Origin of the sequence: Kitasatospora sp. NPDC048722 (assembly GCF_040650235.1) — a bacterium.
GTDB lineage: Bacteria > Actinomycetota > Actinomycetes > Streptomycetales > Streptomycetaceae > Kitasatospora.
Genome location: NZ_JBEZGX010000002.1, coordinates 174,934 through 197,716 on the forward strand (window position 1 = coordinate 174,934; position 22,783 = coordinate 197,716).

26 protein-coding genes and 1 pseudogene are annotated in these 22,783 nt (G+C 75.0%); 8 read left to right on the forward strand and 19 right to left on the reverse strand.

From position 1 onward, the window contains the following. Positions 1-65 precede the first annotated feature (65 nt). From AB0C76_RS02785 to AB0C76_RS02820, 8 genes are all read right to left on the reverse strand, one after another. Positions 66-839 carry a hypothetical protein gene (locus AB0C76_RS02785; protein WP_359958586.1) on the reverse strand — a complete coding sequence of 258 codons (774 nt, stop codon included), beginning with the start codon at positions 837-839 and terminating at the stop codon, positions 66-68. A gap of 117 nt (positions 840-956) precedes the next feature. Further along, the gene (locus AB0C76_RS02790; RefSeq protein WP_359958589.1) at positions 957-1,208 is read right to left on the reverse strand and encodes a hypothetical protein; all 252 of its coding nucleotides are present in this window, start codon (positions 1,206-1,208) and stop codon (positions 957-959) included. A gap of 998 nt (positions 1,209-2,206) precedes the next feature. After that, on the reverse strand, positions 2,207-3,613 hold the full coding sequence (locus AB0C76_RS02795; protein ID WP_359958592.1) for a family 2B encapsulin nanocompartment shell protein: 1,407 nt from the start codon (positions 3,611-3,613) through the stop codon (positions 2,207-2,209). Between the two features lie 463 nt (positions 3,614-4,076). Continuing rightward, on the reverse strand, positions 4,077-4,886 hold the full coding sequence (locus AB0C76_RS02800) for a DUF1963 domain-containing protein (protein ID WP_359958595.1): 810 nt from the start codon (positions 4,884-4,886) through the stop codon (positions 4,077-4,079). Between the two features lie 206 nt (positions 4,887-5,092). Continuing rightward, positions 5,093-5,602: a hypothetical protein gene (locus tag AB0C76_RS02805; protein WP_359958598.1), complete on the reverse strand. Its 510-nt coding sequence runs from the start codon at positions 5,600-5,602 to the stop codon at positions 5,093-5,095. A gap of 204 nt (positions 5,603-5,806) precedes the next feature. Then, complete coding sequence (locus AB0C76_RS02810) at positions 5,807-7,315, reverse strand: PLP-dependent aminotransferase family protein (protein ID WP_359958600.1); 1,509 nt, start codon at positions 7,313-7,315, stop codon at positions 5,807-5,809. A 51-nt stretch (positions 7,316-7,366) separates the two neighbouring features. After that, positions 7,367-7,903, reverse strand: a complete 537-nt coding sequence (locus AB0C76_RS02815) for a hypothetical protein (RefSeq protein WP_359958603.1) — start codon at positions 7,901-7,903, stop codon at positions 7,367-7,369. 60 nt (positions 7,904-7,963) lie between these two features. Continuing rightward, on the reverse strand, positions 7,964-8,476 hold the full coding sequence (locus AB0C76_RS02820; RefSeq protein ID WP_359958606.1) for a universal stress protein: 513 nt from the start codon (positions 8,474-8,476) through the stop codon (positions 7,964-7,966). Positions 8,477-9,055: 579 nt separating this feature from the next. Between AB0C76_RS02820 and AB0C76_RS02825 the strand changes: the two genes are divergently transcribed. Then, complete coding sequence (locus AB0C76_RS02825; RefSeq protein WP_359958609.1) at positions 9,056-9,451, forward strand: transglycosylase family protein; 396 nt, start codon at positions 9,056-9,058, stop codon at positions 9,449-9,451. Between the two features lie 73 nt (positions 9,452-9,524). Here AB0C76_RS02825 and AB0C76_RS02830 read toward each other — a convergent pair whose 3' ends face one another. Further along, entirely contained in the window at positions 9,525-10,082 is a 558-nt protein-coding gene (locus tag AB0C76_RS02830) for a hypothetical protein (protein WP_359958612.1), read from the reverse strand. Positions 10,083-10,334: 252 nt separating this feature from the next. Between AB0C76_RS02830 and AB0C76_RS02835 the strand changes: the two genes are divergently transcribed. Further along, complete coding sequence (locus AB0C76_RS02835) at positions 10,335-10,958, forward strand: DinB family protein (RefSeq protein WP_359958615.1); 624 nt, start codon at positions 10,335-10,337, stop codon at positions 10,956-10,958. A 4-nt stretch (positions 10,959-10,962) separates the two neighbouring features. Here AB0C76_RS02835 and AB0C76_RS02840 read toward each other — a convergent pair whose 3' ends face one another. Together AB0C76_RS02840 and AB0C76_RS02845 are read right to left on the reverse strand one after the other, a co-directional pair. After that, positions 10,963-11,547: a pyridoxamine 5'-phosphate oxidase family protein gene (locus AB0C76_RS02840; RefSeq protein WP_359958617.1), complete on the reverse strand. Its 585-nt coding sequence runs from the start codon at positions 11,545-11,547 to the stop codon at positions 10,963-10,965. Between the two features lie 152 nt (positions 11,548-11,699). Continuing rightward, entirely contained in the window at positions 11,700-12,134 is a 435-nt protein-coding gene (locus AB0C76_RS02845; protein WP_359958619.1) for a CBS domain-containing protein, read from the reverse strand. A 160-nt stretch (positions 12,135-12,294) separates the two neighbouring features. Between AB0C76_RS02845 and AB0C76_RS02850 the strand changes: the two genes are divergently transcribed. The 3 genes from AB0C76_RS02850 to AB0C76_RS02860 are packed head-to-tail and all read left to right on the forward strand — an operon-like array spanning position 12,295 to position 14,034. Continuing rightward, the gene (locus AB0C76_RS02850; protein ID WP_359958622.1) at positions 12,295-13,194 is read left to right on the forward strand and encodes a helix-turn-helix domain-containing protein; all 900 of its coding nucleotides are present in this window, start codon (positions 12,295-12,297) and stop codon (positions 13,192-13,194) included. Positions 13,195-13,232: 38 nt separating this feature from the next. Next, a complete protein-coding gene (locus AB0C76_RS02855) occupies positions 13,233-13,676 on the forward strand; it encodes a VOC family protein (RefSeq protein WP_359958624.1) in 444 nt (147 codons plus the stop codon). 7 nt (positions 13,677-13,683) lie between these two features. Further along, a complete protein-coding gene (locus tag AB0C76_RS02860) occupies positions 13,684-14,034 on the forward strand; it encodes an MmcQ/YjbR family DNA-binding protein (RefSeq protein ID WP_359958627.1) in 351 nt (116 codons plus the stop codon). Positions 14,035-14,054: 20 nt separating this feature from the next. Here the strand turns inward: AB0C76_RS02860 and AB0C76_RS02865 are convergent, their stop codons facing one another. Next, positions 14,055-15,068 carry a DUF2690 domain-containing protein gene (locus AB0C76_RS02865; RefSeq protein WP_359958629.1) on the reverse strand — a complete coding sequence of 338 codons (1,014 nt, stop codon included), beginning with the start codon at positions 15,066-15,068 and terminating at the stop codon, positions 14,055-14,057. A gap of 160 nt (positions 15,069-15,228) precedes the next feature. Between AB0C76_RS02865 and ligD the strand changes: the two are divergent. Next, positions 15,229-16,107 (forward strand): annotated as a pseudogene (gene ligD / locus AB0C76_RS02870) (non-homologous end-joining DNA ligase); the annotation flags it as partial. A 54-nt stretch (positions 16,108-16,161) separates the two neighbouring features. Beyond that, positions 16,162-17,013, forward strand: a complete 852-nt coding sequence (locus tag AB0C76_RS02875) for a DNA ligase (RefSeq protein ID WP_359958920.1) — start codon at positions 16,162-16,164, stop codon at positions 17,011-17,013. Between the two features lie 118 nt (positions 17,014-17,131). Here the strand turns inward: AB0C76_RS02875 and AB0C76_RS02880 are convergent, their stop codons facing one another. From AB0C76_RS02880 to AB0C76_RS02900, 5 genes are all read right to left on the reverse strand, one after another. Next, positions 17,132-17,713: a type 1 glutamine amidotransferase domain-containing protein gene (locus AB0C76_RS02880; protein WP_359958632.1), complete on the reverse strand. Its 582-nt coding sequence runs from the start codon at positions 17,711-17,713 to the stop codon at positions 17,132-17,134. Positions 17,714-17,716: 3 nt separating this feature from the next. After that, positions 17,717-18,016, reverse strand: coding sequence for a PRC-barrel domain containing protein (locus tag AB0C76_RS02885; RefSeq protein ID WP_359958635.1), 300 nt, complete (start codon positions 18,014-18,016; stop codon positions 17,717-17,719). A 103-nt stretch (positions 18,017-18,119) separates the two neighbouring features. Next, positions 18,120-18,530, reverse strand: coding sequence for a hypothetical protein (locus tag AB0C76_RS02890; protein WP_359958638.1), 411 nt, complete (start codon positions 18,528-18,530; stop codon positions 18,120-18,122). 68 nt (positions 18,531-18,598) lie between these two features. Next, a complete protein-coding gene (locus tag AB0C76_RS02895; RefSeq protein WP_359958640.1) occupies positions 18,599-19,042 on the reverse strand; it encodes a hypothetical protein in 444 nt (147 codons plus the stop codon). Between the two features lie 310 nt (positions 19,043-19,352). Next, positions 19,353-19,931 carry a GNAT family N-acetyltransferase gene (locus tag AB0C76_RS02900; protein WP_359958643.1) on the reverse strand — a complete coding sequence of 193 codons (579 nt, stop codon included), beginning with the start codon at positions 19,929-19,931 and terminating at the stop codon, positions 19,353-19,355. Between the two features lie 89 nt (positions 19,932-20,020). On the opposite strand from AB0C76_RS02900, the gene AB0C76_RS02905 reads away from it, so the two are divergent. Continuing rightward, positions 20,021-20,557, forward strand: coding sequence for a GNAT family N-acetyltransferase (locus tag AB0C76_RS02905; RefSeq protein WP_359958646.1), 537 nt, complete (start codon positions 20,021-20,023; stop codon positions 20,555-20,557). A gap of 88 nt (positions 20,558-20,645) precedes the next feature. Here AB0C76_RS02905 and AB0C76_RS02910 read toward each other — a convergent pair whose 3' ends face one another. After that, on the reverse strand, positions 20,646-21,293 hold the full coding sequence (locus AB0C76_RS02910) for a TNT domain-containing protein (protein WP_359958649.1): 648 nt from the start codon (positions 21,291-21,293) through the stop codon (positions 20,646-20,648). A gap of 127 nt (positions 21,294-21,420) precedes the next feature. Further along, positions 21,421-22,740, reverse strand: a complete 1,320-nt coding sequence (locus AB0C76_RS02915; RefSeq protein ID WP_359958652.1) for a geranylgeranyl reductase family protein — start codon at positions 22,738-22,740, stop codon at positions 21,421-21,423. Positions 22,741-22,783 lie beyond the last annotated feature (43 nt).

A 22,783-nucleotide genomic window follows, 5' to 3' on the forward strand; every position in this document is an offset into this window, starting at 1 on the left:
GTCGGACATGAATCAGGGCCGTGCGGATCGGCGATCGATCCGCACGGCCCCCGGTCCTTCGGCGCCTAGTCGCCGCCACCGAGGTTCAGGTGGGGAAACAGATCGGTGAACGCCTGCGTGGTGACACGGACGCTCCCGCCGAACGGGTCGTCGAAGTCCCAGATCATGAACAGCAGGAAGGCGATCAGCGCACTGAAGCAGCCGGCCAGGACCAACTCCCGCTGCGTGCGCCGGATCTGGAGCGCGAAGAGCATGCCGAAGGTGACCAGCCCGCCCGCGATCAGCCCGAACCAGACCACCCCGGGCATCGTCGGCCCGGCGTTCTGCCCGCGCGCGTTGCGGGCGTCGGTGGCGGCGGCGATCCGGTCCATGACGGGCTGGTAGGTCTGCGCCTCCAGCTCGTTCGCGGGCTGCCTGGTGGCGACGTCCGAACGCACCTGGGCCAGCAGTTCGTTGCCCCGGTCGGAGACGTTCCCGTGGTCGCGCATGTAGTCCCACTCGACCTGGACGACGTACGACACGTAGGCGTCCACGTCGGCCCTGATCTTGTCGCGCACCTCGGCCGGGTAGACCACCGCCCGGTCGCTCACCTCCTGGAGCGACTGGGCCTCGCGGAACACGCCGTCCTGGGCGCTTCCGCGCGCCTCCCAGACGCCCGCGATCGCGAGGCCGAGGACGATCGCGTAGACCACGCCGATCATCATCGTGATGTACTCGATCACGTCCGGGGTCTCGGCGTGCTTCACGGTGCCCACCCGGCGGTGCCGTAGCACGACCACCGCCACGACGACGGCGCACGCCGCCGCCATGGCGATGGCCAAAGCGACCCACTCGTCCATGGGGACTCCCTTCTCTGGCTCTGCTCGGTGACGGGGAATGTCGGGGTGGGGCCCGGACGCGAAAGGTCCGGGCCCAGCGGGTTGTTCATGGGTTGTTCAGGGGTGGGCGGGTGGCGGTCAGGAACCGCTCGACCGGCCACGGCCACCGCCACCACCGCCGCGGCCCGGGCGCAGCGCGGCCGCCGCGATCACCGCGGGCACGGTCACGATGAGCATCGTGGTGGTCGTCTTGGCGGTGCGGTGGTGCACCGGGGCCTCCGCCAGGGGCTGACCGACCGGCACGTGGTAGCGGACCTGCGGCGCAGGGGTCGGCCACGCCGGGGTCACCGGGGGCGGCGCCGGCGGGCTCGCCGCTGGGGTGGGGAGCACGGCGGCCGGGCTCGGTGAAGGGGCCGCGGGGGGCGCGGGGAACACGGGGGGCGCCGGCCGTGGCGTCTGCGGCACGGCCGGGGCGGGAAGCCGCGGGGCCGGCGCCGGTGCGGGCGGCGGCGGAGGTGCCGGCGAAGAGGGCGGAGGCGCCGGTGTGCGCATCGGGGGCGGCGGTGTGACGCTCGGCGTGGGGGTCGGGGTGGGGGTCGGCGGTGTGGCGCTCGGCGTGGGGGTCGGGGCGGGGGTCGGCGTGGGCGTCGGGCTCGGGCTCGGGCTCGGGCTCGGGCTCGGGCTCGGGCAGGAATGGTGATGGTGTCCCCAGTGGTACCCGTGGTCCCAGTGGTCCCCGCCGCCGTCCCCGGCCTGGCCGTGCTGCCCGCCGCCGTCATCATCGTCGTCATCGTGGTGCGGCCGGCACGGGTGGTGCCAGTGCACCTGGACGTCCACACCGACCCCGACCCCGACGCTGACGTCGTGCCCGTCCGGCCCGGCGTCCACCGACACGTCCGCACCGGTGCAGACGCAGACGTCGGCGACCGGCCCGTTCGGCTGCCCCCCGCCGTGGCGCACGGCGCCCGAGGCCGACGCGCCGCTCAGCAGCGCGCACATGGCCACCACACCGACCGCCGCACCGGCCACCCGCGCCTTTCGCCCGCGGCGGGCACGTCCTCCGCCGTCCACCGGTATCCGTCGGAGTTGCCGGGGCTGCGGCATGGATCCACCCACCTCTCGGATCGTCGGGAAAGCACACCGCCGTTGCGGGCAGAGTGCTCTGGGGCAGGAAAGCCGGACGGAGGGGCGCGGCAGAACCGGCACGTGCCGTGCGGATCGCGGGCCCCGGGCCCGCCGCCCCCCGTCAGGCGAACGGCCCGCCTCCGGGGCGGGCCGTCCGTCATCTGGTCAAACGATCTTCGAGCGGGCCGGTTACGGCCTCGGCTCGTTCCGGGAGCGGAAAGCGACCGCCGCTCGCGGTCCGGCGGCCAGGGGCCGCCCTGCGCTCAGTGGCGGCCGTGCGCGATCTCGACGTTCTCCAGGACGCCGACCGCGTCCGGTACCAGGATCGCGCACGAGTAGTAGGCGCTGACCAGGTAGGAGATGATCGCCTTCTCGTCGATGCCCATGAAGCGGACCGACAGCGACGGCTGGTACTCGTCCGGCAGGCCGGTCTGGTGCAGGCCGATGACGCCCTGGTTGTCCTCGCCGGTACGGATCACGAGGATCGAGCTCGTGTTCTCCTTGGTGATCGGGATCTTGCTGCACGGCAGGATCGGCACCCCGCGCCAGGCCGGCACCTGCTGCCCGCCGAGGTCGACGTGGTGCGGGTAGATCCCGCGGGCGTTGAGCTCGCGGCCGATCGCCGCGATGGCGCGCGGGTGGGCGAGCAGGTAGTCGGGGTCACGGCGGCGGTTGAGCAGCTCGTCCAGGTCGTCGGGGGTGGGCGGGCCGGAGTGGGTCTGGATCCGCTGGTCGAAGTCGGCGTTGTTGAGCAGGCCGAACTCCGGGTTGTTGATCATCTCGAACTCCTGCCGCTCGCGCAGGGCCTCGATGGTCAGGCGCAGCTGGTGCTCGATCTGGTTCATCGGCTGGTTGTACAGGTCCGCGACGCGGGTGTGGACCTTGAGGATGGTCTGCGCGACGCTGAGCTCGTACTCGCGCGGCTTCAGCTCGTAGTCCACGAAGGCGCCGGGCAGTTCGTGCTCGCCGTGGTGGCCGGCCGACATGGCGATCTCGGCCTCGCCGCGCTCGTTCTGCGCCTGCAGCGGCAGGGTCAGGAACTCCTGGAGGTGCTCCCGGAGGGTCGGCGCGTTGTCGCGGATCTGCTCGAAGTCACGACGGCTGAGTGTGAGGACGACACCGGCGGTGGCGCTCTTGACGGTGTACTCCCAGACCGCGTCCGGGTTCAGGATGGCGTCGTCGCCGAAGCGGTCGCCGTCGCCGAGCACGCCGACGATCGTCTCGTCGCCGTACTTGCCCGTGCCGATCTTGTTGATCTTGCCGTGCGCGATCAGGTAGATCCGGTCGGCCGCATCGCCCTGGGTGACGAGCACCTCGCCGGGGCCGAAGTCCCGCTGCTGGCAGCGGTCGGCGAGGGCGGTGAGCACGTCGTCGTCCTCGTAGCCGCGCAGCAGGGCGAGCTCGCCGAGCTCGCGGGGGATCACCCGGACCTCGGAGCCGGTCTTGATGAACTCGACCACGCCGTTGCCGACGGTGTAGGTGAGGCGACGGTTCACCCGGTAGGCGCCACCGTGGGCCTCGACCCAGGGGAGCACCTTGAGCAGCCAGCGGGAGGTGATCTCCTGCATCTGCGGTGCGGACTTGGTGGTGGTCGCGAGGTTGCGGGCAGCGGCTGTGGCGAGGGACTGCTGCTGTGCCTGCTGTGTCTCCGTGCTGGTGTCGACGGGCATCGGCAGGGGTCTCCTTCATCTGGTCGAATCACGCGGGCAGGTCGGACCGAACCGTCCTGGCCAAAGCCATGACGGATCATCAGGTACGCGTATCGGTGGGGGGTTTGGCGAAGTCTGCGCAATCGGGGGCGCCTTCTCCCGGCGGCCCACCCGGAACCCTAGATCACCGGGGCCCGGCCAGAGCCGTACGGCGGCCGAGCGCCCCCCGATAGGGTGAATCTGATCCGGATCCGCCCGCTCCGCGCGAGAAGCCTGTCAAACGTCCGTTCGCCGCGCGGATCCGCGTGTGCCGGAGCCCTGGCCAGGGCCGTGTCGCGGAGCCGCCGCGGGCCCGGTCCGGCCGCCGAGGCCCTGGCTCACCGGACCCGCGACGGGCCGGACGGGGTGGCGAGCGGCGTCAACACGACGCACCGCCAAGCCGGTTGTGGCGTGGCGGTGCGGTGGCTCGTGTGCGGGCCCGCGGTCAGGCCACCTCCATGCCGTGGCGGACGCGGTCGAAGCGCCCGGCGGCCAGGTCCTCGTCCGTGATCCAGAAGGAGACGTTGACCGTCTCGCCCCAGTCCGCACCGGCCGCCGAGGCCTCGACCTGGAGCAGGGGACGGTGCCCCTCGTGCCGTCCGGTGTCGGTGTCGCACCAGCCGAGCACCCGGACATCGGGGCCGGGCAGGTGGTCGCGGAAGTCGGAGGCGAGGTCGAGCGCGACCATGAAGTCGTCGGGGAACAGGTCTTCCAGCTCGCGGTCCTGGTACGACGGTGCGGACAGCGCCCAGTTCGCCCGCAGCGGCACGGCGGCGAGCGGGGCGAAGTCGCCGCGGTCGGCCGGCTCGGGCCGCGGGGGCGCCCCGGCCGGGACGTGCAGGACGCGGCAGCCGTTCCCGGCGTAGTCCGAGAACAGGTCGTCGTGGAAGAACAGCAGCAGGCCGTCGGCCGGCAGCGGCCACGGGCCGCCGGGACCGGTGGTGCGGTGGGCCTCCGCCAGCCCGGCGCAGTCGAGTTGGGCGAGGAACTGCATCGGGTGCTCGCCGTGGCGGGGCCACTCGACGTCGGCGGGCAACGCGGCCGGACCGCCGAGCAGGCCGACGGCCGGGCCCGTGGCGGGCTCGTCGCCGGACCCGTCGTCGGGGGCCGGGGTCAGGGCGAGGGAGGAGCGGAGCAGCCGGTCCACGAGCGGGGCGGACCGCTCCCCGGCCCGTTCCCGGATGGCGGTGTACACGGCGTACGGCATCGGCACGGGCAGGTCGTCGGCGGGGTCGGTGAACAGCGGTTCGGACATGGGTCCAGCCTGCCAGCCGCCACCGACAGGCGGCCGGGTGCGGGCGCGCGGGCGGCCTGTCAGGTGCCGGTACGGGGGTGGCCGGCACCTGACGGGGGATCGGGGGGATTCGGTGGGATCCAGGAGAGGTCGGACCTTCAGAGGCCGGGGGAGGCCGGGCGGTACGCCGGGGTTCGGGGGACGGACGAAGGGGTGCGGGAACCGGGTCAGGCGCAGGGCACCTGCGTGCCGGGGACGTCGACGATGCCGGAGTTGTTGGACAGGCCAGCGTTGTACTCGTAGTACAGGTAGGTGTAGAGGTCGATCCGGGTGGACGGTCCGCAGGCCGAGTCCTTGTCGACGGTGAAGGTCACGCTGAAGCTGCTGGAGGCGCCGGGCGCGAGCGGCACGTTGTAACGGGCGATGCCGCCGTGCACGTTCTCGCTGCACCCGTTGGTCTGGGTGCCGCACGCGGTGGCGGTGAACTTGAGGCCCGTCTCCAGGGTGGTCGGGTAGGTCGGCTGGACGCTCTGGTAGACGAACTGGATGGGCGTGTCATAAGGGTTGGTCAGCGCCAGCGTGAGCGTGAACGAGCCGCCCGGGGTGGTCGTCGCCCGGTCCACGACGGCCGTGAGCGGCAGGGGCGCGGCCGCCTGGGCGGGCGCAGCGGAGAGGAGCAGGCCGGCGGCGACCGGGATCACGGCAAGAGCGGAACGGCTGAGGTGTGTTCTGCGCATGTCCATGGAGCGTAGGGGGCGGTACCGCTTCCGTTGCTCCCCTCCGCTGCGGCTGGTACCGGGTGACGACGCACGGGCGGACGCGCCGGGCCATTGCGCACGCGTTCCGCCCTCCAGCCGTCGCCCGGCACCGTATCCTGCCCGCCACGCCGCCGGGTGCGTGGCGAGGCCCGCTGGACGACGCTCCTGGGGCCCCTCCCCCGCTCAGGCCGGCGGCGGCAGGATGTCGCACAGCGCGGCGAGCGCCGCCTGGTAGGCGTGGTCGGGCGGGGTCGCGTAGCCGACCACGAGGCCGTCGGCGGCGGGCATGTCCTGCGCCGCGAGCCCCGGGTGCCGGTAGTCGGCGAGCCCCTCCACGGCGAGGCCCCGGTAGGCGGCGGCCTTGAGGACCGAGCGCTCGGTCCCGGGCGCGAGCTGCAGGACGGCGTGCAGACCGGCCGCGATGCCCGAGACGGCGACGTGCGGCGCGCTCTCGGCGAGGGCGGTCACCAGCCGGTCCCGACGGTCCCGGTAGCGGCGGCGCATCCCGCGCACGTGCCGGTCGTAGCCGCCGGAGCCGATGAACTCGGCGAGCGTCAGCTGGTCCAACGCGCTGGCCCAGCCCTCGCGTTCGCCCTTGGCCGCGAGCACCCGGTCGACCAGGTGGTCGGGCAGCACCATCCAGCCGAGGCGCAGCGCGGGCGACAGGCTCTTGCTCGCCGTGCCGAAGTAGACCACGCGCTCCGGGTCGAGGCCCTGGACGGCGCCGACCGGCTGGCGGTCGTAGCGGAACTCCCCGTCGTAGTCGTCCTCCAGGACGAGCCCGCCGCGACCGCGCGCCCAGTCGACGACGGCGGCGCGCCGGGAGGGGTGCAGCGGCCCGCCGGTGGGGAACTGGTGGGCGGGGGTGAGGAGGACCGTCCGGACGTCCTGGAGACCCCGGCTCCCCCCGTACCCGCGGCCGCCCGTCAGCTCGGCCGTCCTGGCGCCGTCCTCGTCCAGCGGGAGCGGCACGGTGGTGACCCCGGCGCGGGCCAGCAGCCCGCGGTGGAACGGCAGCCCGTAGCCCTCGACGGCGAGCGGGCCGTTCTCCCCGGCGGCCAGGACGGCGCCCGCGCCGTCGAACAGCAGCCGCAGCGCGTGCGCGAAGCCGGAGCAGACGACGATCCGGTCGGGGTCGGTGCGCACGCCGCGGGCGCGGGCCAGGTAGTCGGCGAGGACGGTGCGCAGTTCGCGCCGCCCCTGCGGGTCGCCCGGCCCGAACGCCTCGTTGGGCGCGGCGGTCAGGGCACGGCGCCCGGCGGCGAGCCAGCCTGAGCGCGGGAAGGAGGCGGCGTCGGGCTGCCCCTGGCGCAGGTCGTGGACGGGCCCGGGGCGGACGGAGGGGCGGCGGGCCCTGGTCGTCGGCACGGGCTCGGCGCGCTCGGCGACGGTGGTCCCGGAGCCCTGGCGGGCGGTGAGCCAGCCCTCGGCGACGAGTTCGGCGTAGGCCTCGGCGGCGGTGTTGCGGGCGAGCCCGAGGTCGGCGGCGAGCGTGCGGTAGGGCGGCAGCCGGGTGCCGGGGGCCAGCCGTCCGCTGCGGATGGCCTCGCGCAGCGCCGTCATCAGGGCCGCTCTGCGGCCGCCGGTGGCGGGCAGGTCGAGGTGGAGGTCACTGCCGGTCTGGTGGGCGGAGTCGGTCGGCTGGTGGGCGGGCTCGGGCTGGCGGGGGTGCGTGACCGGCGTGTCCGTCATGGTCACGCACCCTATCTCCGCCGTGCCGCACGCCCGTTGGGCGGCCCCGGCTCAGCGCACGCCGTACTGCGGGGCCTCTCCGTACCGCGGGGCGGCCGGCCGGAACATCCGGTCGAACGCCTGGTACAGCTCCGGGCCCTCGGCACCGGCCACGGTCAGCCGGACGACGTCGCCGTCCGCCTTGCGCACGGTGGCCCGCAGGCCGCCCTGCGGGTCGGTCTGCTCGTACTGGATCCCCGCGATGCGCTCGACCGCGAGCGTGTACTTCGCCGGCTTGCTGCTGCCGAAGAAGTCGACGATCTGCTCGCTCAACCAGGCCAGGGCGCCGGACAGCAGCGAGAGCCCGAAGCACGAGAAGAAGAAGACGGCGTTCGCGGTCTCCAGCTTCGCGAGGTGGGCCTTGCCGATGACGTAGCCGAAGCCGAACAGCGACACCAGCGCCAGGAGCATGAAGATCCCGAACCCGGCGAGGAAGATCCCGCGCCAGTCCCACCCCGTCTTCACCGGATCGACCGTGAAGCGCTCGTCCTCGAAGCTCAGTGTGACGCTGCCGCCAGGCTCCGCCTGGACCCCCGTGATCTCGATCATGGGTGCGGAGCCTAGCGCCCCGCCGGGCCGGCCCCGCGCCCTGGCCCGCCGCACGAGCCGCTACGGCACGACGGTCACCGGCCAGCGCCCCGCCTTCACCAGCCGGACGGCCACCGAGCCGATCACCCGGTGCCCGGCCTGCTCGGAGGCGCCGACGACGACCGCGTCGGCCCGCAGGTCGTTCGCCAGCTTGGCCAGCCCCGTATAGGGGTCGCCGCGCATGGTCAGGAAGCGCCACTCGACGCGCCACACGTCCTTCATCCGCTGCTCGGCGTCGCGCAGGGCCGCCAGCAGTTCCTCGGCGATCTCCTGCGTCGTCTCCTCCACGGCCGCTCCCGCCAGTGCCGTGGCCGCGCCGAGCACGGGCTGCACGTACGCCACCGCGAGGGTCGCGCCCTGCCGCCGGGCCAGACCGGCCGCGTAGGCGGTGGCCCGCCAGGAGGAGTCCGAGCCGTCCAGTCCGGCCAGGATCACCTTCGGTCCGTCCGTCCCCAGCTCGAACCCGGCGGGTGCGACCGCCGCCCCGGGCTCCTCGGCGCCGCCGAGGGCCTCCGCACCGCTGTCGTCGCTCATGCGCCCGCCTCTCCCCCGGCCTTGGCGGCCGGGAGGTGCCCCCGTCGCTCGCCAGGGGCATTCGCCCGTGCGCGCCCGCTGATGCTTCGCTCGCTCCGCTCGCTCATGCGCCCGAGGCTATGCCCGCCACCGGGAGTGAGGACACGGGGCACTCCGGGTGAGGCCTGTGGCACGGGCCACCCCGGGGCGCGCCGGGGGCGGCGGATCCGGCACCGGGAGCCCGCGGGCCGTCACTCCCCGTCGACGGTGTGCGCGGCCTCACACGGCCCGCTGAGTGGTCCGGACCACTTCGGCGGGCTCTTTGATCTTGGAATTAGGGGCAAAAACGCCAAATAGTACCCAATTCCTTGATCCTTACGCCCGGTAACACCTCCCTGACCTGCCTTGATTTGTCAATCCTTGAAACCGCCACAAGCGCCCCCGTACCTTCGAACCCGTTGCACCGAGCACGCCGCTCCACCGGGCCTCACCGCCCGGGAGCCGGAGCCGGTGCCGAACCACGCGAGTGCGTGTCCCCGAAACCGACGGCCTTCCGAGGGCCTGGTTCCGCGCGCCCGCAGAACCTCCGAAAGGAACCGCATGACTTTCCGTAACGAGACCGCCGCTGCCACCGCCATCGCCACCCCGAAGCGCCGCAACCGCGTCCGGATGGCTCTGATGGCCGGGGCGGTCCTCGCCCTGCCGGTGGCCGGCCTCGTCACGGCGACGACCGCCTCCGCCGCGCCGGCCACCGTCTGGGACAAGGTCGCCGCGTGCGAGGCCACCGGCAACTGGGCCGTGAACTCCGGCAACGGCTTCTACGGCGGCCTGCAGTTCACCTCCAGCACCTGGGCCGCCTTCGGCGGCACCTCCTTCGCCCCGCGCGCCGACCTGGCCACCAAGGACCAGCAGATCGCCGTCGGCGAGAAGGTCCTCGCCGCCCAGGGCCCCGGCGCCTGGCCGATCTGCTCGGTCAAGGCCGGCCTGGGCAAGTAAGCCCCACGGCACCCGAGGCCGCCGCACCCGATCGCGGGTGCGGCGGCCTCTTCGCGTCCCCCGCTCTCCCCTGTCACTCCACCGGGTAGTCCCAATCCGTGCCGCCACCCACCGCCAGCAGGTGCTCGGCGATCGCCAGCGGCAGCGCCACCAGCGGGACACCCGAGTCCAGCGGGATCCGGATCCGGTGCGTGCCGCCCGGCGCACACACCTGCACCACCGCCGTCACCCCGCCCACCAGCCGCACCGCGTCCAGCCGCGCCACCGCCTGCGGGCGCCCGACGTCGGCCGGGTAGGTGGTGAGCGTGAAGACGAGGTCCCCGAGGTCGTCCAGCAGATCGGCGTAGACCGCCAGCGGCGGCGCCGGCGCCGACACCGGCAGGCGCGACCCCACCCCGCGATCCGGCTCCGCCCACCCCGCGGCCTCCCCGCCCAGCGCCGCGAACAGCTCGTCCCGCGAGGCGCTCACGTCGAGCCGCACCTCTCCCCGAGGTGTCCCCACGACCACGACGCCCGCCCCCGGGAACACGATCCGCTCCAGCCGCCGCGCGCCCCCGGTGTTGGCCCGCTGCAACGCGGCCGCCTCCCGCAGGAAGTACCCCCGCGCCAGGCTCTGCCGTCCGTCCCCCATGGCACGTCCCCCTCACCGGCCTTGACGGATGCTCACCAAAGCGCACGGTACCGCTGCCGCCGCGCCACCCGTTAGCCGATTTCCGTCCAACTTCCCTCCGCCAGGGACGCGGTGGGGTTCAGCGGCATCCGACCGGTGACCGCCCGCACTCGCGGGCGATCGCCGGCACGGGGCAAATCCGCTCGCGGCGACCGGCCGGGGTGTGGCAGGGTGCGGGCCGTCCGCGCCCTGCCACCGACCGGAGCCGTCCCGATGCCCTTGCCGCCCCGACTCGTCCCGTTGCTGGCCGAGTTCGACTTCGCCCGCACCCGCCTGCGCGACCGGCTCGCCGGCCCCGCCGTCGACAGCGGCAACGGCACCGAGGTGGCCGTCGGGCCGCTCACGGACGACGAGTACCGCTGGGAGCCGGTGCCCGGCTGCTGGTCGGTGCGGCGCCACGCGGACGGGCCCGGCGAGCGCGCCACCCTGCTGGTCGGCGCGGGCGAGTGGGGCCGGGACACCGCCGGGTGGCCGCACCCCGAGCCGCCGCCGTTCACCACCCTCGCCTGGCGGCTGACCCACCTCACCGAACTGCTCCTGCTGCGCGCCGATCACACCGACGGCACCCGCTCCCTCACCCGCGAGGCCTTCCCGGTCCACGGCGACGCCGAATCCGCGCTCGCCGCCTTCGACACCGCCGCGGACGCCTGGCGGAAGGCCCTGCTCGCCGCCGACGACACCGCGCTCGACACCGTCGGCCACTGCACCTACCCCTACGGCGGCGACGCGGACGAGCCCTTCCTGGACGTCGTCTGGTGGGTCAACCAGGAACTCCTCCACCACGGCGCCGAGATCGCCCTGCTGCGCGACCTCCACCGCTACTCCGCCCGCGGCTAGCCGCTCACGCCGGGCGCGGGGGCAGCGGCACCGGCAGGGCGGGCAGGCCGTCGATGCTGGTGACGACGTGCGGCTTGTTCTCGCAGTAGGTGCCGAACTCCTCGTCGCTCTTGCGGGCGAAGTAGTCCGCGTGGAGGGCGCGGTCGGCGCGGTAGTCCATCAGCGGGACGGCGAAGCCGCAGGAGTCGCTGACGCGTTCGGCCGCGACCAGGACGACCGCGCGCAGGCCGGGACCGTCCACCCCGGGCTCGAAGCGGGCCAGCAGGTCGGTGAAGCGCGGGTCGTCGCGGAAGACCGGCTCGCCGCGGCCGTGGACGCGCACGACGGTGGGCGGGCCGTCGAAGGCGCACCACATGAGCGTGATCCGGCCGTTCTCCCGCAGGTGGGCGATGGTCTCGGCGGTCGAGCCGCCGAAGTCCAGGTAGGCGAGGGTCCGTTCGTCCAGGACGACCAGGGTGCCGGAGCGGCCCTTGGGCGACACGTTGACGTGCCCGTCGGCGGCGAGCGGCGCGGTGGCCACGAAGTAGACGGGCTGGCGCTCGATGAACTCACGCAGGCGGCCGTCGATGCTCTCGTACTGCTTTCCCATGCCGCCATTGTGCGCCCATCTCGCCCATCGAGAAAGATCGTTTCGATGGTCGAGACTGTTCGCAGGGCGGACCTTTCCCGGGGACCACGCCGGCGGCGGGCCCCCGTGCGGTCGTCCGCACGGGGGCCCGCCGCCGGGGACGTCCGGCCCGGTCAGGCCTTCATGTAGACGCCCTCCATGAACTCCAGGATCTGCTGGTCGGTCAGGCGGTGGCCGTCGCGCCGGCCCATCGCCAGGTCGGCCTCGCTGATCATGCCGACCAGCCGCTCGCCGTCGATCACCGGGATGCGCCGGATCTGGTGCTGCTCCATCTTCCGCAGCACCGCGTCCATGTCGTCGTCGGCCCGCACGCAGTGCAGGTGCCCGGCGAGGTCCATGGCCGTCATCGTGGCCGGGTCCTTGCCCTCCGCGAGACATCGCACGACGATGTCGCGGTCGGTGATGATGCCCTTCAGCTTCTGGTCGTCACCGCAGATCGGAAGCGCACCGACGTTCTTGTCGCGCATCATCTTCGCGGCCTCGGCGAGCGTCTGGTGCGCGCCGATGCACTGGGCGCCGGTGTGCATGATCTCTCGGGCAGTGGTCACGGGAACTCCTTCGTGAGTGGTTCCCCCCGGGGTCGTTCCCCCCTCGCAGTTCCCCCCGCTCGCTCCCCCGTCGGCGGCACCGCACATCCGCGGTGTGACCGTGCGATCACCATAGGCAACATTCCGCCCGCCCGCGACCCCGGCCGCCGATACTGGGAGGGTGACGACGGAAGCCGCCGAGCCCGTGCGCGAGGGTGTGGTCGACGAGGCCGTCCGGGCCCGGCCCGCGACGGCGCTGCGCCCGTACGTCGCCTGGTACTCCGGCTACCGCCAGCGCGGCATCGCGCCCGCCGTGCACCGCGGCCTGCCCTCCCCCTACCTGACCTTCATCCTCACCCTCGACGAGCCGCTGGTCCTCGCCGCCCACCCCGACCCGGCGCAGCGGCCCGACGCGTACGCCACCCTGCTCGGCGGCCTGCACACGGCTCCGGCGCTGATCGCCCACGACGGCCGACAGTCGGGCGTGCAGATCGCCGTGCACCCACTGGGCGCCAGGGCGCTGTTCGGGGTACCGGCCGGGGAGCTCGCCGGGATCGACCTCCCGGCGGAGGACGTCCTCGGCCGGCTCGCCCCGCACCTCCAGGAGCGGCTGCGCGCTGCCGCCACCTGGGACGAGCGCTTCGCCCTGCTGGACGGCGCCCTGCTGCGGGCCGCCCGCCCGTCGGGCCAGGTGCCGCCGGAGGTCGGCTGGGCCTGGCAGGCGCTGCGGCGCAGCGGCGGCGGGCTCGCGGTGGCGGCGCTGGCCCGGGAGACGGGGTGGAGCGCGCGGCACCTCCAGGAGCGCTTCCGCCGCGAGACCGGGCTGACGCCGAAGGCCGCCGCCCGGGTGATCCGCTTCGACCGGGCCCGGCGCATGCTGACCGACGGCGCGCCGCCGCCCCGGCTGGCGGAGATCGCGGCCCGCTGCGGCTACTTCGACCAGGCGCACCTGGCCCGCGAGTTCCGCGCGCTGGCCGGGGCGGCGCCGAGCACGTGGCTGGCGGCGGAGGGGCCGGAGGAGAAGCGGTTCCGAAACGTCCAAGGCGGGGCGGGTGCCCCGGTCGCAGAGTGGGAGGCGTGACGGCGACCGGCCGGCACCCACCACCGCAGGAGGCAGCCATGGACACCACCGACGCGAAGACCCCCGCCCCGCAGGTCTGGCCCACGCTGCGCGCCGACGACGCGCGCGCCCTGATCCGCTTCCTGGCCGACGCCTTCGGCTTCGAGGAGGTCGTGGCGTACGGCGAGGGCGGGTTCGTCGCGCACGCCGAACTGGCCTGGCCCGAGGGCGGCGGCGTGATGCTCGGCTCGGCGCGGGACGCGCCCGAGGGCACCGAGACCTGGCCGGGCCGCCCGGGCACGTTCAGCGCCTACGTCGTCACGGCGGACCCGGACGGCGTCCACGCGCGGGCCGTCGCCGCCGGCGCCCGGATCACCACGGGGCTGCACGAGACCGACTACGGCTCTCGCGACTTCGCCGCCGCCGACCCGGAGGGCAACCGCTGGTACTTCGGCACCTACCCGGGCTCCCCGCAGCCGTCCGCGCCCACCGCAGGTGCGTGAGGGCACGATGACCGGACCGGGCGCGGTCGACCGGCTGCGGGCGCTCTGCCTCGCCCTTCCGGAGACGGCGGAGCGGGTCAGCCACGGCGAGCCGACCTGGTTCGCCGGCAGCGGCCGCCGGGCCCGGGTGTTCGTCATGCTCGCCGACCACCACCACGACGACCGGCTCGCCTTCTGGTGCGCCGCGCCGGACGGGGTGCAGGAGGAGCTGACCGGGCGGGACCCGGAGCGGTACTTCCGCCCGCCGTACGTCGGGCACCGCGGCTGGGTGGGTGTCTACCTGGACGCGGCGCCCGTCGACTGGGAGCGCGTGGAGGACCTCGTCGGGGACGCTCACGCCCTCGTGTCGCCCGGCTGAGCGACGGCCTCGCCGGGACGTCACCGTGGCGGCGGATCCGCCGCGCCGGGGCTCGGGGCGGGCGTCGGGGAGTCGGTAGCGGGCGAGGTCGGGGGCGGGGCCGTACTCGGGTCCGTGGCCGCGGCCGGCGTCGGGACCGGAACCACCGGCGCCGTCGCCGGGTCCATGATCACCGGAGTGCAGTTGCGGCTGTTGTCCGGCTGCTCGCCGCAGACCTGGATCCGGCTGTCGTTCTGGGACGCGTCCACCATCGGCGAGTACGCGTCGTACCCCCAGTGGACCAGGGCGGTCTGGCTCTGCCCCGCCGAGTTGGTGATCGTCGCCCGGTACCCCGCCGTGGCGTCCGTCAGCTTCGCCCAGGCCGTCCGGCAGCGGTGGCTGTAGCGCACGTAGATGGTCATCTGCCGCACGTTGGCGGTCGCGATCGTCGTCGCGTCCGATCCGCAGCCGCTCGCCTGCGGGTCCTTCCCCACGCAGCCGGCGGCCTCGCACAGCGCGGTGGCCTGGGCGGTGGCCTGGGCGGTGGCCTGGGCGGTGGCCTGGGCGGTGGCCGGTGTCGCAGCGGCGGCGACCGGGCGGCGCTCGGAGCCACCGTCGTTCAGGGCGATCGCCCCGGCCACCGCGGCGACGCCGGCCGCCGAGGCCGCCGCCGCCCACCACCAGGTCCGGCGCGGCCGGGCCGTGGGCTCCGGCTCCTCCTCCGGCCACGACGACGGCTCCGCCGCCCCCGGTGACTCCGCGACCGGCCGGGCCTCCGGTGCCCCGGCCCCGGACACCGCCACCCGCAGCGCCTCCAGCGCTGCGCACCGCTCCGCCGGCACCCCCGCCAGCGCGCCGAACGCGGCCAGCGCCGCCTCGGTCACCACGCGCTCCCCGTTCAGCCACCGGTGCCAGGACGACTTGCTGTAGTGCGTCTTCGCCGCCAGCTCGGCCAGCGTCAGCCCCGATCCGTCCTTCAGCGCCCGCAGCCCCGCCACGAGCTCCCGCTCCTGCGGCCCCAACCTCACCGGCAGGGCACGCCACTCACCGACCATCGCCCCATCCCCCTTGACGCAGCGTCAGTTCGCGAACCGTCGGCAGCATAACCGTCCCATCGACCGTTCGGGCGCGTACACGGAAAGCCACGCTCGCGCCCGCCCCGCACCCCGGGCAGACTGGCAGCGGGGGCCACACCGACGGCTTCGGAGGCGGCCCATGCCGCAGATGGTCGTGGACGGGCGCACCCTCGCGCTCTCCCACCTGGACAAGGTCTACTACCCGCGGACCGGCACCCTGAAGGGCGAGGTCCTCAGCTACTACGCGGCCGTCCACACCGCCCTCCTCCCCCACCTGCACGACCGCCCGGTCTCCTTCCTGCGCTGCCCCGACGGCGTCGAGGCCGAGGTGTTCATCGCCAAGAACCCGCCCGCCGGCACCCCGCGCTGGATCCGCACGGCCGAGGTGCCCAGCGACAGCGGCGAGCTGCGCCAGGTCCTCCTGGACGACGGCGCCGCGCTGCTCTGGGCCGCCAACCTCGGCTGCCTCGAACTGCACGTCCCGCAGTGGCACGCCGCCGCGCCCGGGCTGGCCGACCGGCTGGTCCTCGACCTCGACCCGGGCGAGGGCGCGACCGTCCTCACCTGCCGGACGGTCGCCGGGCTGCTCCGGGAGCGGCTCGCCGCGGACGGGCTCGCCGCCTGGGCCAAGACCTCCGGCTCCAAGGGCCTCCACCTGCTCGTCCCGATCGAACCCACCCCGAGCGCCCGCGTCTCCGCCTACGCGAAGGCGCTGGCCGCCGCCCTGGAGGCGGACCGTCCCGACCTCGTCGTCCACACCATGGCCAAGGCCCGCCGGGCCGGGCGGGTCTTCGTCGACTGGTCGCAGAACAACGCCAAGAAGACCACCGCCGCCCCGTACACCCTGCGCGCCCGGCCACTGCCCACCGTGTCCACCCCGGTCACCTGGGAGGAGCTCGCCGAGGCCGACTCCGAGGACGACCTGGTCTTCACCCTCGCCGACGTCCCCGAACGGCTCGCCGCCCACGGCGACCTCCTCGCCCCGCTGCTCGACCCCGAGCACGCCCGGCCCCTCCCGGTCGCGCCGTCACCCGAGCCCGAACGCCAGGTGCTCCGGCCGCCCGTCGACGTCATGCGCCCGGCCGCCGTCCCGGCCGTCCCGCCGCCGGACGGGCTCGGCGGCGGGGGCGTGCAGTACGAGCTCAAACTGGACGGCTTCCGCTGCCTCGCCTTCGCCCGCGGGGACCGCCCGGCCTACCTCCAGTCCCGCAGCGGACGGGACCTCGCCCCCGAGTTCCCGCCGATCGCCGCGGCCGTCGCCCGGCTGCCCGAGGGACTCGTGCTCGACGCCGAGCTGGTCGCCTGGCGGGCCGGTCGGTTCGCCTTCGAGGAACTGCTGCGCACCCGCCAGGCCCGCGCGAGCGACGACGTCGCGCTCGGGCTGATCGCCTTCGACGTCCTCGCCCTCCCCGGCCGCGACGTGCGCCGGCTGCCGCTCACCGACCGCCGCCGCCTGCTGCTCGCCGCACTCGCCGACGTCCCGCCACCCATCCAGCCCGTGATGGCCACCACCGACCGCGCGGAGGCCCTGGACTGGATGGAAGGCCTCGCGGCCACCGGTGTGGAGGGCCTGGTCTGCAAGGCCGCAGGCTCGGCGTACCGGGCGCAGGGCGCGGGACGGGTCTGGGTCAAGTACCGCCGCACGGACACCGTGGACGCCCTCGTCCGCGCGCTCACCGGCCCGGCCGCCCGCCCGCACGCCCTCGTGGTCGAACTCGACGACGGCCGCGTCCTGCTCACCACCCCGCGGCTCACCGCCGTCCAGGCCGCCCAGATCGCCGAGGCCGCCCGCCCCTACCTGGCCCCGCCCGTCCACGACCCCACCCACGGCACCGTCCATCCCGTCACCAGCCCCCTCCGCGCCGAACTCACCCTCACCGGCCGCCCGCCCACCGCCACCTACACCCGGTTGAGGGGCGACTGACGACCGGCACCCGGACGGTGGGCGGGCGTCGGCCGGCCGATCGGCCCGGAACTCGAACCACGGGCCGAGGGACGGGGTGGCCCCGGTGGCGGGGGTGAGGGCCGGGCCCCCGCCCAGCTCACTTCCGCCGTTCCGTCGCGTGGGCGAACTCGGTGACCAGGGTGTCGTCGAAGACCGGGAGGTCGGCGGGCTTGCGGCTGGTGACCAGCGGGCCGGGGCCCTCGTGGCAGACGTGGACCTCGGCGTCGATCCAGTGGGCGCCCGCGTTCACGAGGTCGGTGCGCAGGCTGGGCCAGGAGGTGAGGGTGCGGCCGCGGACGGCGTCGGCCTCGATGAGGGTCCAGGGCCCGTGGCAGATCGCCGCGACCGGGCGGCCCGAGGCGCAGAAGGCGTGCACGAAGGCGACCGCGTCGCGGTCCTGCCGCAGGTGGTCGGGGCTCGCGACGCCGCCGGGCAGGACGAGTCCGTCGTACGCGGCGGCCTCCGCGTCCGTGACGACCGCGTCCACCGCGAAGGTGTCACCCGGTGCCCGGTGCCGGACGGCCTGCACCCGGCCCGGCGCGGTGGAGAGCAGCCGCGGCGTGCCCCCGGCCTCGGCCACCGCCTGCCAGGGGGAGGTGAGTTCGATCTCCTCCACGCCGTAGGGCGCGACGAGGAAGGCGACGGTGCGGCCGGTGAGCGTCGTGGCGGGCCAGCGCACGGCTCACCCCCGACGGTGCCCGAGGACGTCCACGGCCACGGGCGGCGGGGCGGAACTCACCCGGGCGCGCGGGCAGTCGAGGTGGACGACGAGCTCCAAGTGGTCGATCCGGGCGACCAGGGCGACCGGCACGAGCACCCGGGAGCCCGGCACCCAGGGCCCGGCGTCGACCAGCAGGTGGTCACCGGCGTCCTGCTCGACCCGCCCGAGCGGGCCGTCGGTCGCCTCCACCTCGTAGCCGGCCAGGCCGGGTTCGGCGGCGTGGTGGGAGCCCGGGCGGTACTCCCACAGGTCCGTGCTCATGCGCCCGCCTCGCTTCGCTCGGTGGGGGCACTCGCCCGTGCGCACCCCGTCACGGTTCGCTCTCCCCCGACCTTCGGCCGGGGGCACCCCCATCGCTCGCTCATCACACCTCCGGTTTGTCCCAGGGCCGCCGCTCGCGCCCCTCGGGGCGGTCGGGGCCGTCCGGACGGTCGAGCGGGTCGCGGCGCCGGGCGCCGGCGCGGCGGCGCAGCAGGACGGCCGCGGCGGCGGCGACGGCCAGGGAGGCCGCCCAGACCACGCCGAGGGCGGTGAGCACGGCGACGGTCGGCGTCCGCACGCCGACGCTCAGGCAGATCGCCGTCATGACGAGGGCGGTCAGCACCACCCCGGCGGGGATCCGGTGGACCGTGCGGCGCACGGCCGTCCGCACCCGGCCCGGCCGTCTGGCACCCATGGTGCTCAGTTTCCGGTCGAGACGGGTGTCCTGGCGCAGCCCGGACTCGATCTCCTCGAGGAGCCGCCGTTCCCGTCCGCTCAGCGAGGGTCCGTCCATCTCGGTCACCTCCGACAAACTTCCGGTGACGTGCTCGTACCCGGGCGGTTGCCCGGTACGGGCCTGCGCTAACCGCCCCCGGGACGGCCTGTTCCCGCGCCGACGGGTCCGAAGGCCCGGGGGCGTGCGAGCAGGCTGTCGTCCAGTACCCGCAGCAGGGCGGCGGCGTCGCGGTGGACCTCGGCCGCGCCGGCGGCCCGGAGGTCGGCGGCGTCGTCCCGGCCGCTCTCCAGCGCGAGGCAGACCAGCCCGGCACGGCGGGCGGCGAGGACCTCGCGGACGCTGCCGGCGACGTACACGGCGTGGTCGGCGCGGCCGCCGACGAGGTCGAGGGCGGCCCGCTCGGGGTCTCTCCCGGGGGTGGCCACGGTCAGCGCGGGCGCCCCGGCGGGGCCGGGTCCGGTCAGGACGACCGTCCAGCCCCGGGCGGCGCACTCGCGCAGCAGGTCCGCGGCACCGGTCGGCGCGGAGCGCCAGTCGGTGCCGAAGAGTGCCGTCGAGACCACGGTCATGGGCCACCGCTTCCCTTCCGCAACCGTGCGCGGGCGCGGGCCGCAGAACGGAACGCGCACTTCCAGGTTAGGCCTCCGCACCACCGGGCGCGCTGCCGGCCCGGCCACCGGTTTCCGGGCCCCGGCACGTGCGCGGGAAGTCGGCCGAACCGACCTCCCGCGCGGGCGACGGAAACCCGTTCGGTTCCGTCGTGGCCCTGCCCGGGACGGCCGGCACAGCCGTGGCACGTCAGGCGCCGGGCGCCCCGTCCGCGGCTGACGGCCGCCGGACCGGAGCGGCCCGTCACCCCCGTGCGGGCCGCTCCGTGCGTCACCAGGCGTCGCCGGCCAGGCGGGCGTGGAGGTGCTCGTCGTTGTACTCGCGGCCGGGGTGACGGTAAGAGGCGCGGAGGGTGCCCTCGTACCGGAAGCCGGCGCGCTCGGCGACGTGGCACGAGGCGTCGTTGCCGACGGCGTGGGCGAGTTCGAGGCGGCGCGCGGCGGCGGTTTCCACGCCCCAGCGGGCGACGGCGACGGTCGCGCGGGTCGCGAGGCCGCGGCCGCGGGCGGCGGGCAGGAGCCAGTAGCCGATCATGGCCAGTCCGTCCTCGCGGTCCCGCCAGAACAGGGCGACGTTGCCGCACAGGGTGCCGTCGGCGGCGTCGGTGATGGCGAAGGCGCCGGTGCGGCCCTCGGTCCAGGCGGTGTCGCAGCGGTCGAGGTAGGACTCGGCTGCGGGCGGGTCGGCGGTGCCCAGCGGGTTCCAGTGGGCGATCACCGGGTCGGCCGCCGCGGCGACGAGGGCCGGCACGGTGCCGCCCGGGAGGTCGAGGGCGCGGTCCCACGGGCGGAGCACGGCGTCCCCCAGGTCGAGGACGGTGCGCCGGAAGGTCCGCTGATCGGTGCTCACCCGACTTTCCTATCCCGCTCCCGGCCCGCCCCGCCAGCGGTTTTCCCGTGGCGGGCGGCGCAGCGGTCCGGTCGTGCGAGGATCGGCGGGTGATCGAGCTACTGACGGCCCGCACGGCCGAGTTGGACGCATCCGCGCTGGCCGAGGCCCGGGCCCTGCTGTTCGAGGTCTTCGGCGCCGACCTGACCGACGCCGACTGGGAGCACGCGCTCGGCGGCGTGCACGCGCTGCTGCGGGAGGACGGCGTGCTGATCGGGCACGCGGCCGTCGTGCCGCGCTTCTTCCGGCACGACGGCCGGCAGTTGCGCACCGGCTACGTGGAGGGAGTCGCCGTCCGGGCCGACCGGCAGGGGCGCGGGCACGGCTCGGTGCTGATGGGTTCGGTCGCGGGCCTGGTCCGGGGCGGGTACGAGCTCGGGGCGCTGAGCGCGTCGGACGCGGCCGTCGAGTTCTACGGGAACCGGGGCTGGCAGCGGTGGGACGGCCTGCTGTCGGCGGCGACCCGGTACGGCGGGGAGCGGCCGACGCCGGACGACGAGGGCGGGGTGTTCGTCCTGCCGGGCACCGCCCCGCTGGACGTCACCGGCCTGCTGACCTGCGACTGGCGCACCGGCGACCTCTGGTGACCTCTGTCGGACTCGGGTGACCTCCGCCGAGCTCCGGTGCCCCGACGGGCGGCGGGCGACGCCTGCGGACGGCGCCCGCCGCCGGGCCTCAGATCCGGGCCAGGTAGCCGTTGTCGACCAGCCAGAGCACGTTCAGCCTGGCCGGGCCGCCCGGCACGAGGGCGCCGTCGAGCTGGTACTGCAGGCCCCAGCCGGGCTGGTTGAACCACGGCGCGATCGGGCCGGCGTGCACCGTGAACTCCTTGACCACCTTGTAGTCGTGGTAGTTGCAACCGGCCGCCGGGTTCCCGTCGAGGCTCTGCGGCGGGATCGCGCGGTTCTCGTAGGGCAGGCCCTCGGGGGCGAGGAAGGCGCCGTACTCGCTGCCGTAGCGGTCGATGTCCTCGCCCGGGTGGAGGCTGAGGTCGAACTCGACCGGGCTGCCGTCGGGCAGCGTGACGAAGCCGTCGGCGGGCGGGTACTTCCAGCCGCCCTTGCCGCCGTTGGCCGCCGCGTCCCAGTACTGGGCGAGGAAGTCCCGGTCGCTCGCGCCGCCGGTGCGCCGGTAGCCGTCGACCTGCTCGCCGACCGGGCCGCTGGTCGGCAGGTCCTGGGGGCCGAGCCGGGCGTCGCCGTGCCGGAAGGCGGCGGAGCACTCGCCGGCGGGGGTGGCCCGGTCGGCGGCGACCGCCGGGACCGTCGGGGATATCAGGGCCGCGGCCGCGGCGAGCGGCGCGATGAGCAGGCGAAGGCGCACGGTGTCTCCGTCGTCAGGGGGGATTCGACACCAGGCAAGCGGATCATCTGACCGTCCGTCAATCCGATGTCGCGTATGCCCTACCGGATCCCCTCCTTTCGGCCAACCTGCCGCCCGACGGCCCGGCTCACGGCCCCGGCGCGACCCGCCCGACCAGGTGCAGCAGCCGGTCGAGGGCGTCCTTCGAGTTGGGTTCGGTCAGGTTGACCAGGAGCCGGAAGGCGATGTTCAGCAGCGCCGGCCGCCCGAGCCCGGCCGCGCCCGCCGCGGCGAGCAGCTTCGGGCGGCCGAGCAGGTCCGCGGCGATCCGCCCGAGCGCGAAGTAGCCGGCGTAGGCGGAGCGCAGCGCCTGCGGGTAGGCGTGCAGGGCGAGTTCTCGGCCGCGATCGGTGCGACGGGCGAGCGCCTGGACGATCGTCTCGGCGGCGTAGCGCCCGGACTCCATCGCGTAGGCGATGCCCTCGCCGGTGCCGGGGCTGACCGTGCCGCCCGCGTCGCCGACCAGCAGCAGACCGTCGGCGTAGTGGGGTCGCCGGTTGAGGCCCATGGGGAGGGCGGAGCCGCGGACCGGTTCGGTGACGGCGTCCGGGCTGTACTCGTACCCCGGCGGGAGGTCCTCGCACCAGCGGCGCAGCAGGTCGCGCCAGTCGAGGTCGACGCCGGCGGTGTCGAGCACGCCGAGGCCGACGTTGGCCGTGCCGTCGCCCATGCCGAACACCCAGGCGTAGCCGGGCAGGAGGCGGCGGCCGGGGTCGGTGGGGTCGCGCAGGTCGAGCCAGGCCTCCAGGTAGCGGTCGTCGTGGCGCGGGGTGGTGAAGTAGGTGCGGTAGGCGACGCCCATCGCGCGGTCGGTGCGGCGGTAGCGCTTCATGGCCAGCGAGAGGCGGGTGGAGTTGCCGTCGGCGGCGACCACGACGGGGGCGTGGTAGCTGACGGGCCGGCGGTCGTCGCCGAGCTTCGCGGTGACGCCGGTGATCCGGCCGCTCCGGTCGTCGACCAACGGGCCCGCCACGTTGGCCCGTTCGACCAGCCGGGCGCCGGCCGCGGCGGCGCGGCGGGCGAGCAGTTCGTCGAAGTCGGCGCGGCGGCGCACGGCGCCGTACCCGGGGAAGGCGGAGAGCTCGGGCCAGTCGAACTCGATCGTGCGCCGGCCGGCGACCAGGCGCAGCCCGCGGTTGTGCAGCCAGCCGGCCTCCTCCGAGACGTCGATGCCGAGGTCGGTCAACTGCTTGACGGCGCGCGGGGTGAGGCCGTCGCCGCAGACCTTCTCGCGGGGGAAGGCCGCCTTTTCGAGGAGGAGGACGTCGAGCCCGGTGCGGGCGAGGTGGTAGGCGGCGGTGGAGCCGGAGGGGCCCGCGCCGACCACGATGACGTCCGCACGGTGTTCCGTCCGGGCGGGGCCGGGGCCGGGTCCTGGGGTGGTCGGCTGCTGCTCTGGGCCGGGCATCGCGCACTCCCACGGGTCTGATCGGCTGCTGGGTCGGCGGACC

Coding starts and splice junctions, on each gene's coding strand:
- AB0C76_RS02785 (WP_359958586.1), bottom strand. CDS start 839: ATGGACGAGTGGGTCGCTTTGGCCATCGCCATGGCGGCGGCGTGCGCC.
- AB0C76_RS02795 (WP_359958592.1), bottom strand. CDS start 3,613: ATGCCCGTCGACACCAGCACGGAGACACAGCAGGCACAGCAGCAGTCC.
- AB0C76_RS02800 (WP_359958595.1), bottom strand. CDS start 4,886: ATGTCCGAACCGCTGTTCACCGACCCCGCCGACGACCTGCCCGTGCCG.
- AB0C76_RS02805 (WP_359958598.1), bottom strand. CDS start 5,602: ATGCGCAGAACACACCTCAGCCGTTCCGCTCTTGCCGTGATCCCGGTC.
- AB0C76_RS02810 (WP_359958600.1), bottom strand. CDS start 7,315: ATGACGGACACGCCGGTCACGCACCCCCGCCAGCCCGAGCCCGCCCAC.
- AB0C76_RS02815 (WP_359958603.1), bottom strand. CDS start 7,903: ATGATCGAGATCACGGGGGTCCAGGCGGAGCCTGGCGGCAGCGTCACA.
- AB0C76_RS02820 (WP_359958606.1), bottom strand. CDS start 8,476: ATGAGCGACGACAGCGGTGCGGAGGCCCTCGGCGGCGCCGAGGAGCCC.
- AB0C76_RS02825 (WP_359958609.1), top strand. CDS start 9,056: ATGACTTTCCGTAACGAGACCGCCGCTGCCACCGCCATCGCCACCCCG.
- AB0C76_RS02830 (WP_359958612.1), bottom strand. CDS start 10,082: ATGGGGGACGGACGGCAGAGCCTGGCGCGGGGGTACTTCCTGCGGGAG.
- AB0C76_RS02835 (WP_359958615.1), top strand. CDS start 10,335: ATGCCCTTGCCGCCCCGACTCGTCCCGTTGCTGGCCGAGTTCGACTTC.
- AB0C76_RS02840 (WP_359958617.1), bottom strand. CDS start 11,547: ATGGGAAAGCAGTACGAGAGCATCGACGGCCGCCTGCGTGAGTTCATC.
- AB0C76_RS02855 (WP_359958624.1), top strand. CDS start 13,233: ATGGACACCACCGACGCGAAGACCCCCGCCCCGCAGGTCTGGCCCACG.
- AB0C76_RS02860 (WP_359958627.1), top strand. CDS start 13,684: ATGACCGGACCGGGCGCGGTCGACCGGCTGCGGGCGCTCTGCCTCGCC.
- AB0C76_RS02865 (WP_359958629.1), bottom strand. CDS start 15,068: ATGGTCGGTGAGTGGCGTGCCCTGCCGGTGAGGTTGGGGCCGCAGGAG.
- AB0C76_RS02875 (WP_359958920.1), top strand. CDS start 16,162: ATGCGCCCGGCCGCCGTCCCGGCCGTCCCGCCGCCGGACGGGCTCGGC.
- AB0C76_RS02885 (WP_359958635.1), bottom strand. CDS start 18,016: ATGAGCACGGACCTGTGGGAGTACCGCCCGGGCTCCCACCACGCCGCC.
- AB0C76_RS02890 (WP_359958638.1), bottom strand. CDS start 18,530: ATGGACGGACCCTCGCTGAGCGGACGGGAACGGCGGCTCCTCGAGGAG.
- AB0C76_RS02895 (WP_359958640.1), bottom strand. CDS start 19,042: ATGACCGTGGTCTCGACGGCACTCTTCGGCACCGACTGGCGCTCCGCG.
- AB0C76_RS02915 (WP_359958652.1), bottom strand. CDS start 22,740: ATGCCCGGCCCAGAGCAGCAGCCGACCACCCCAGGACCCGGCCCCGGC.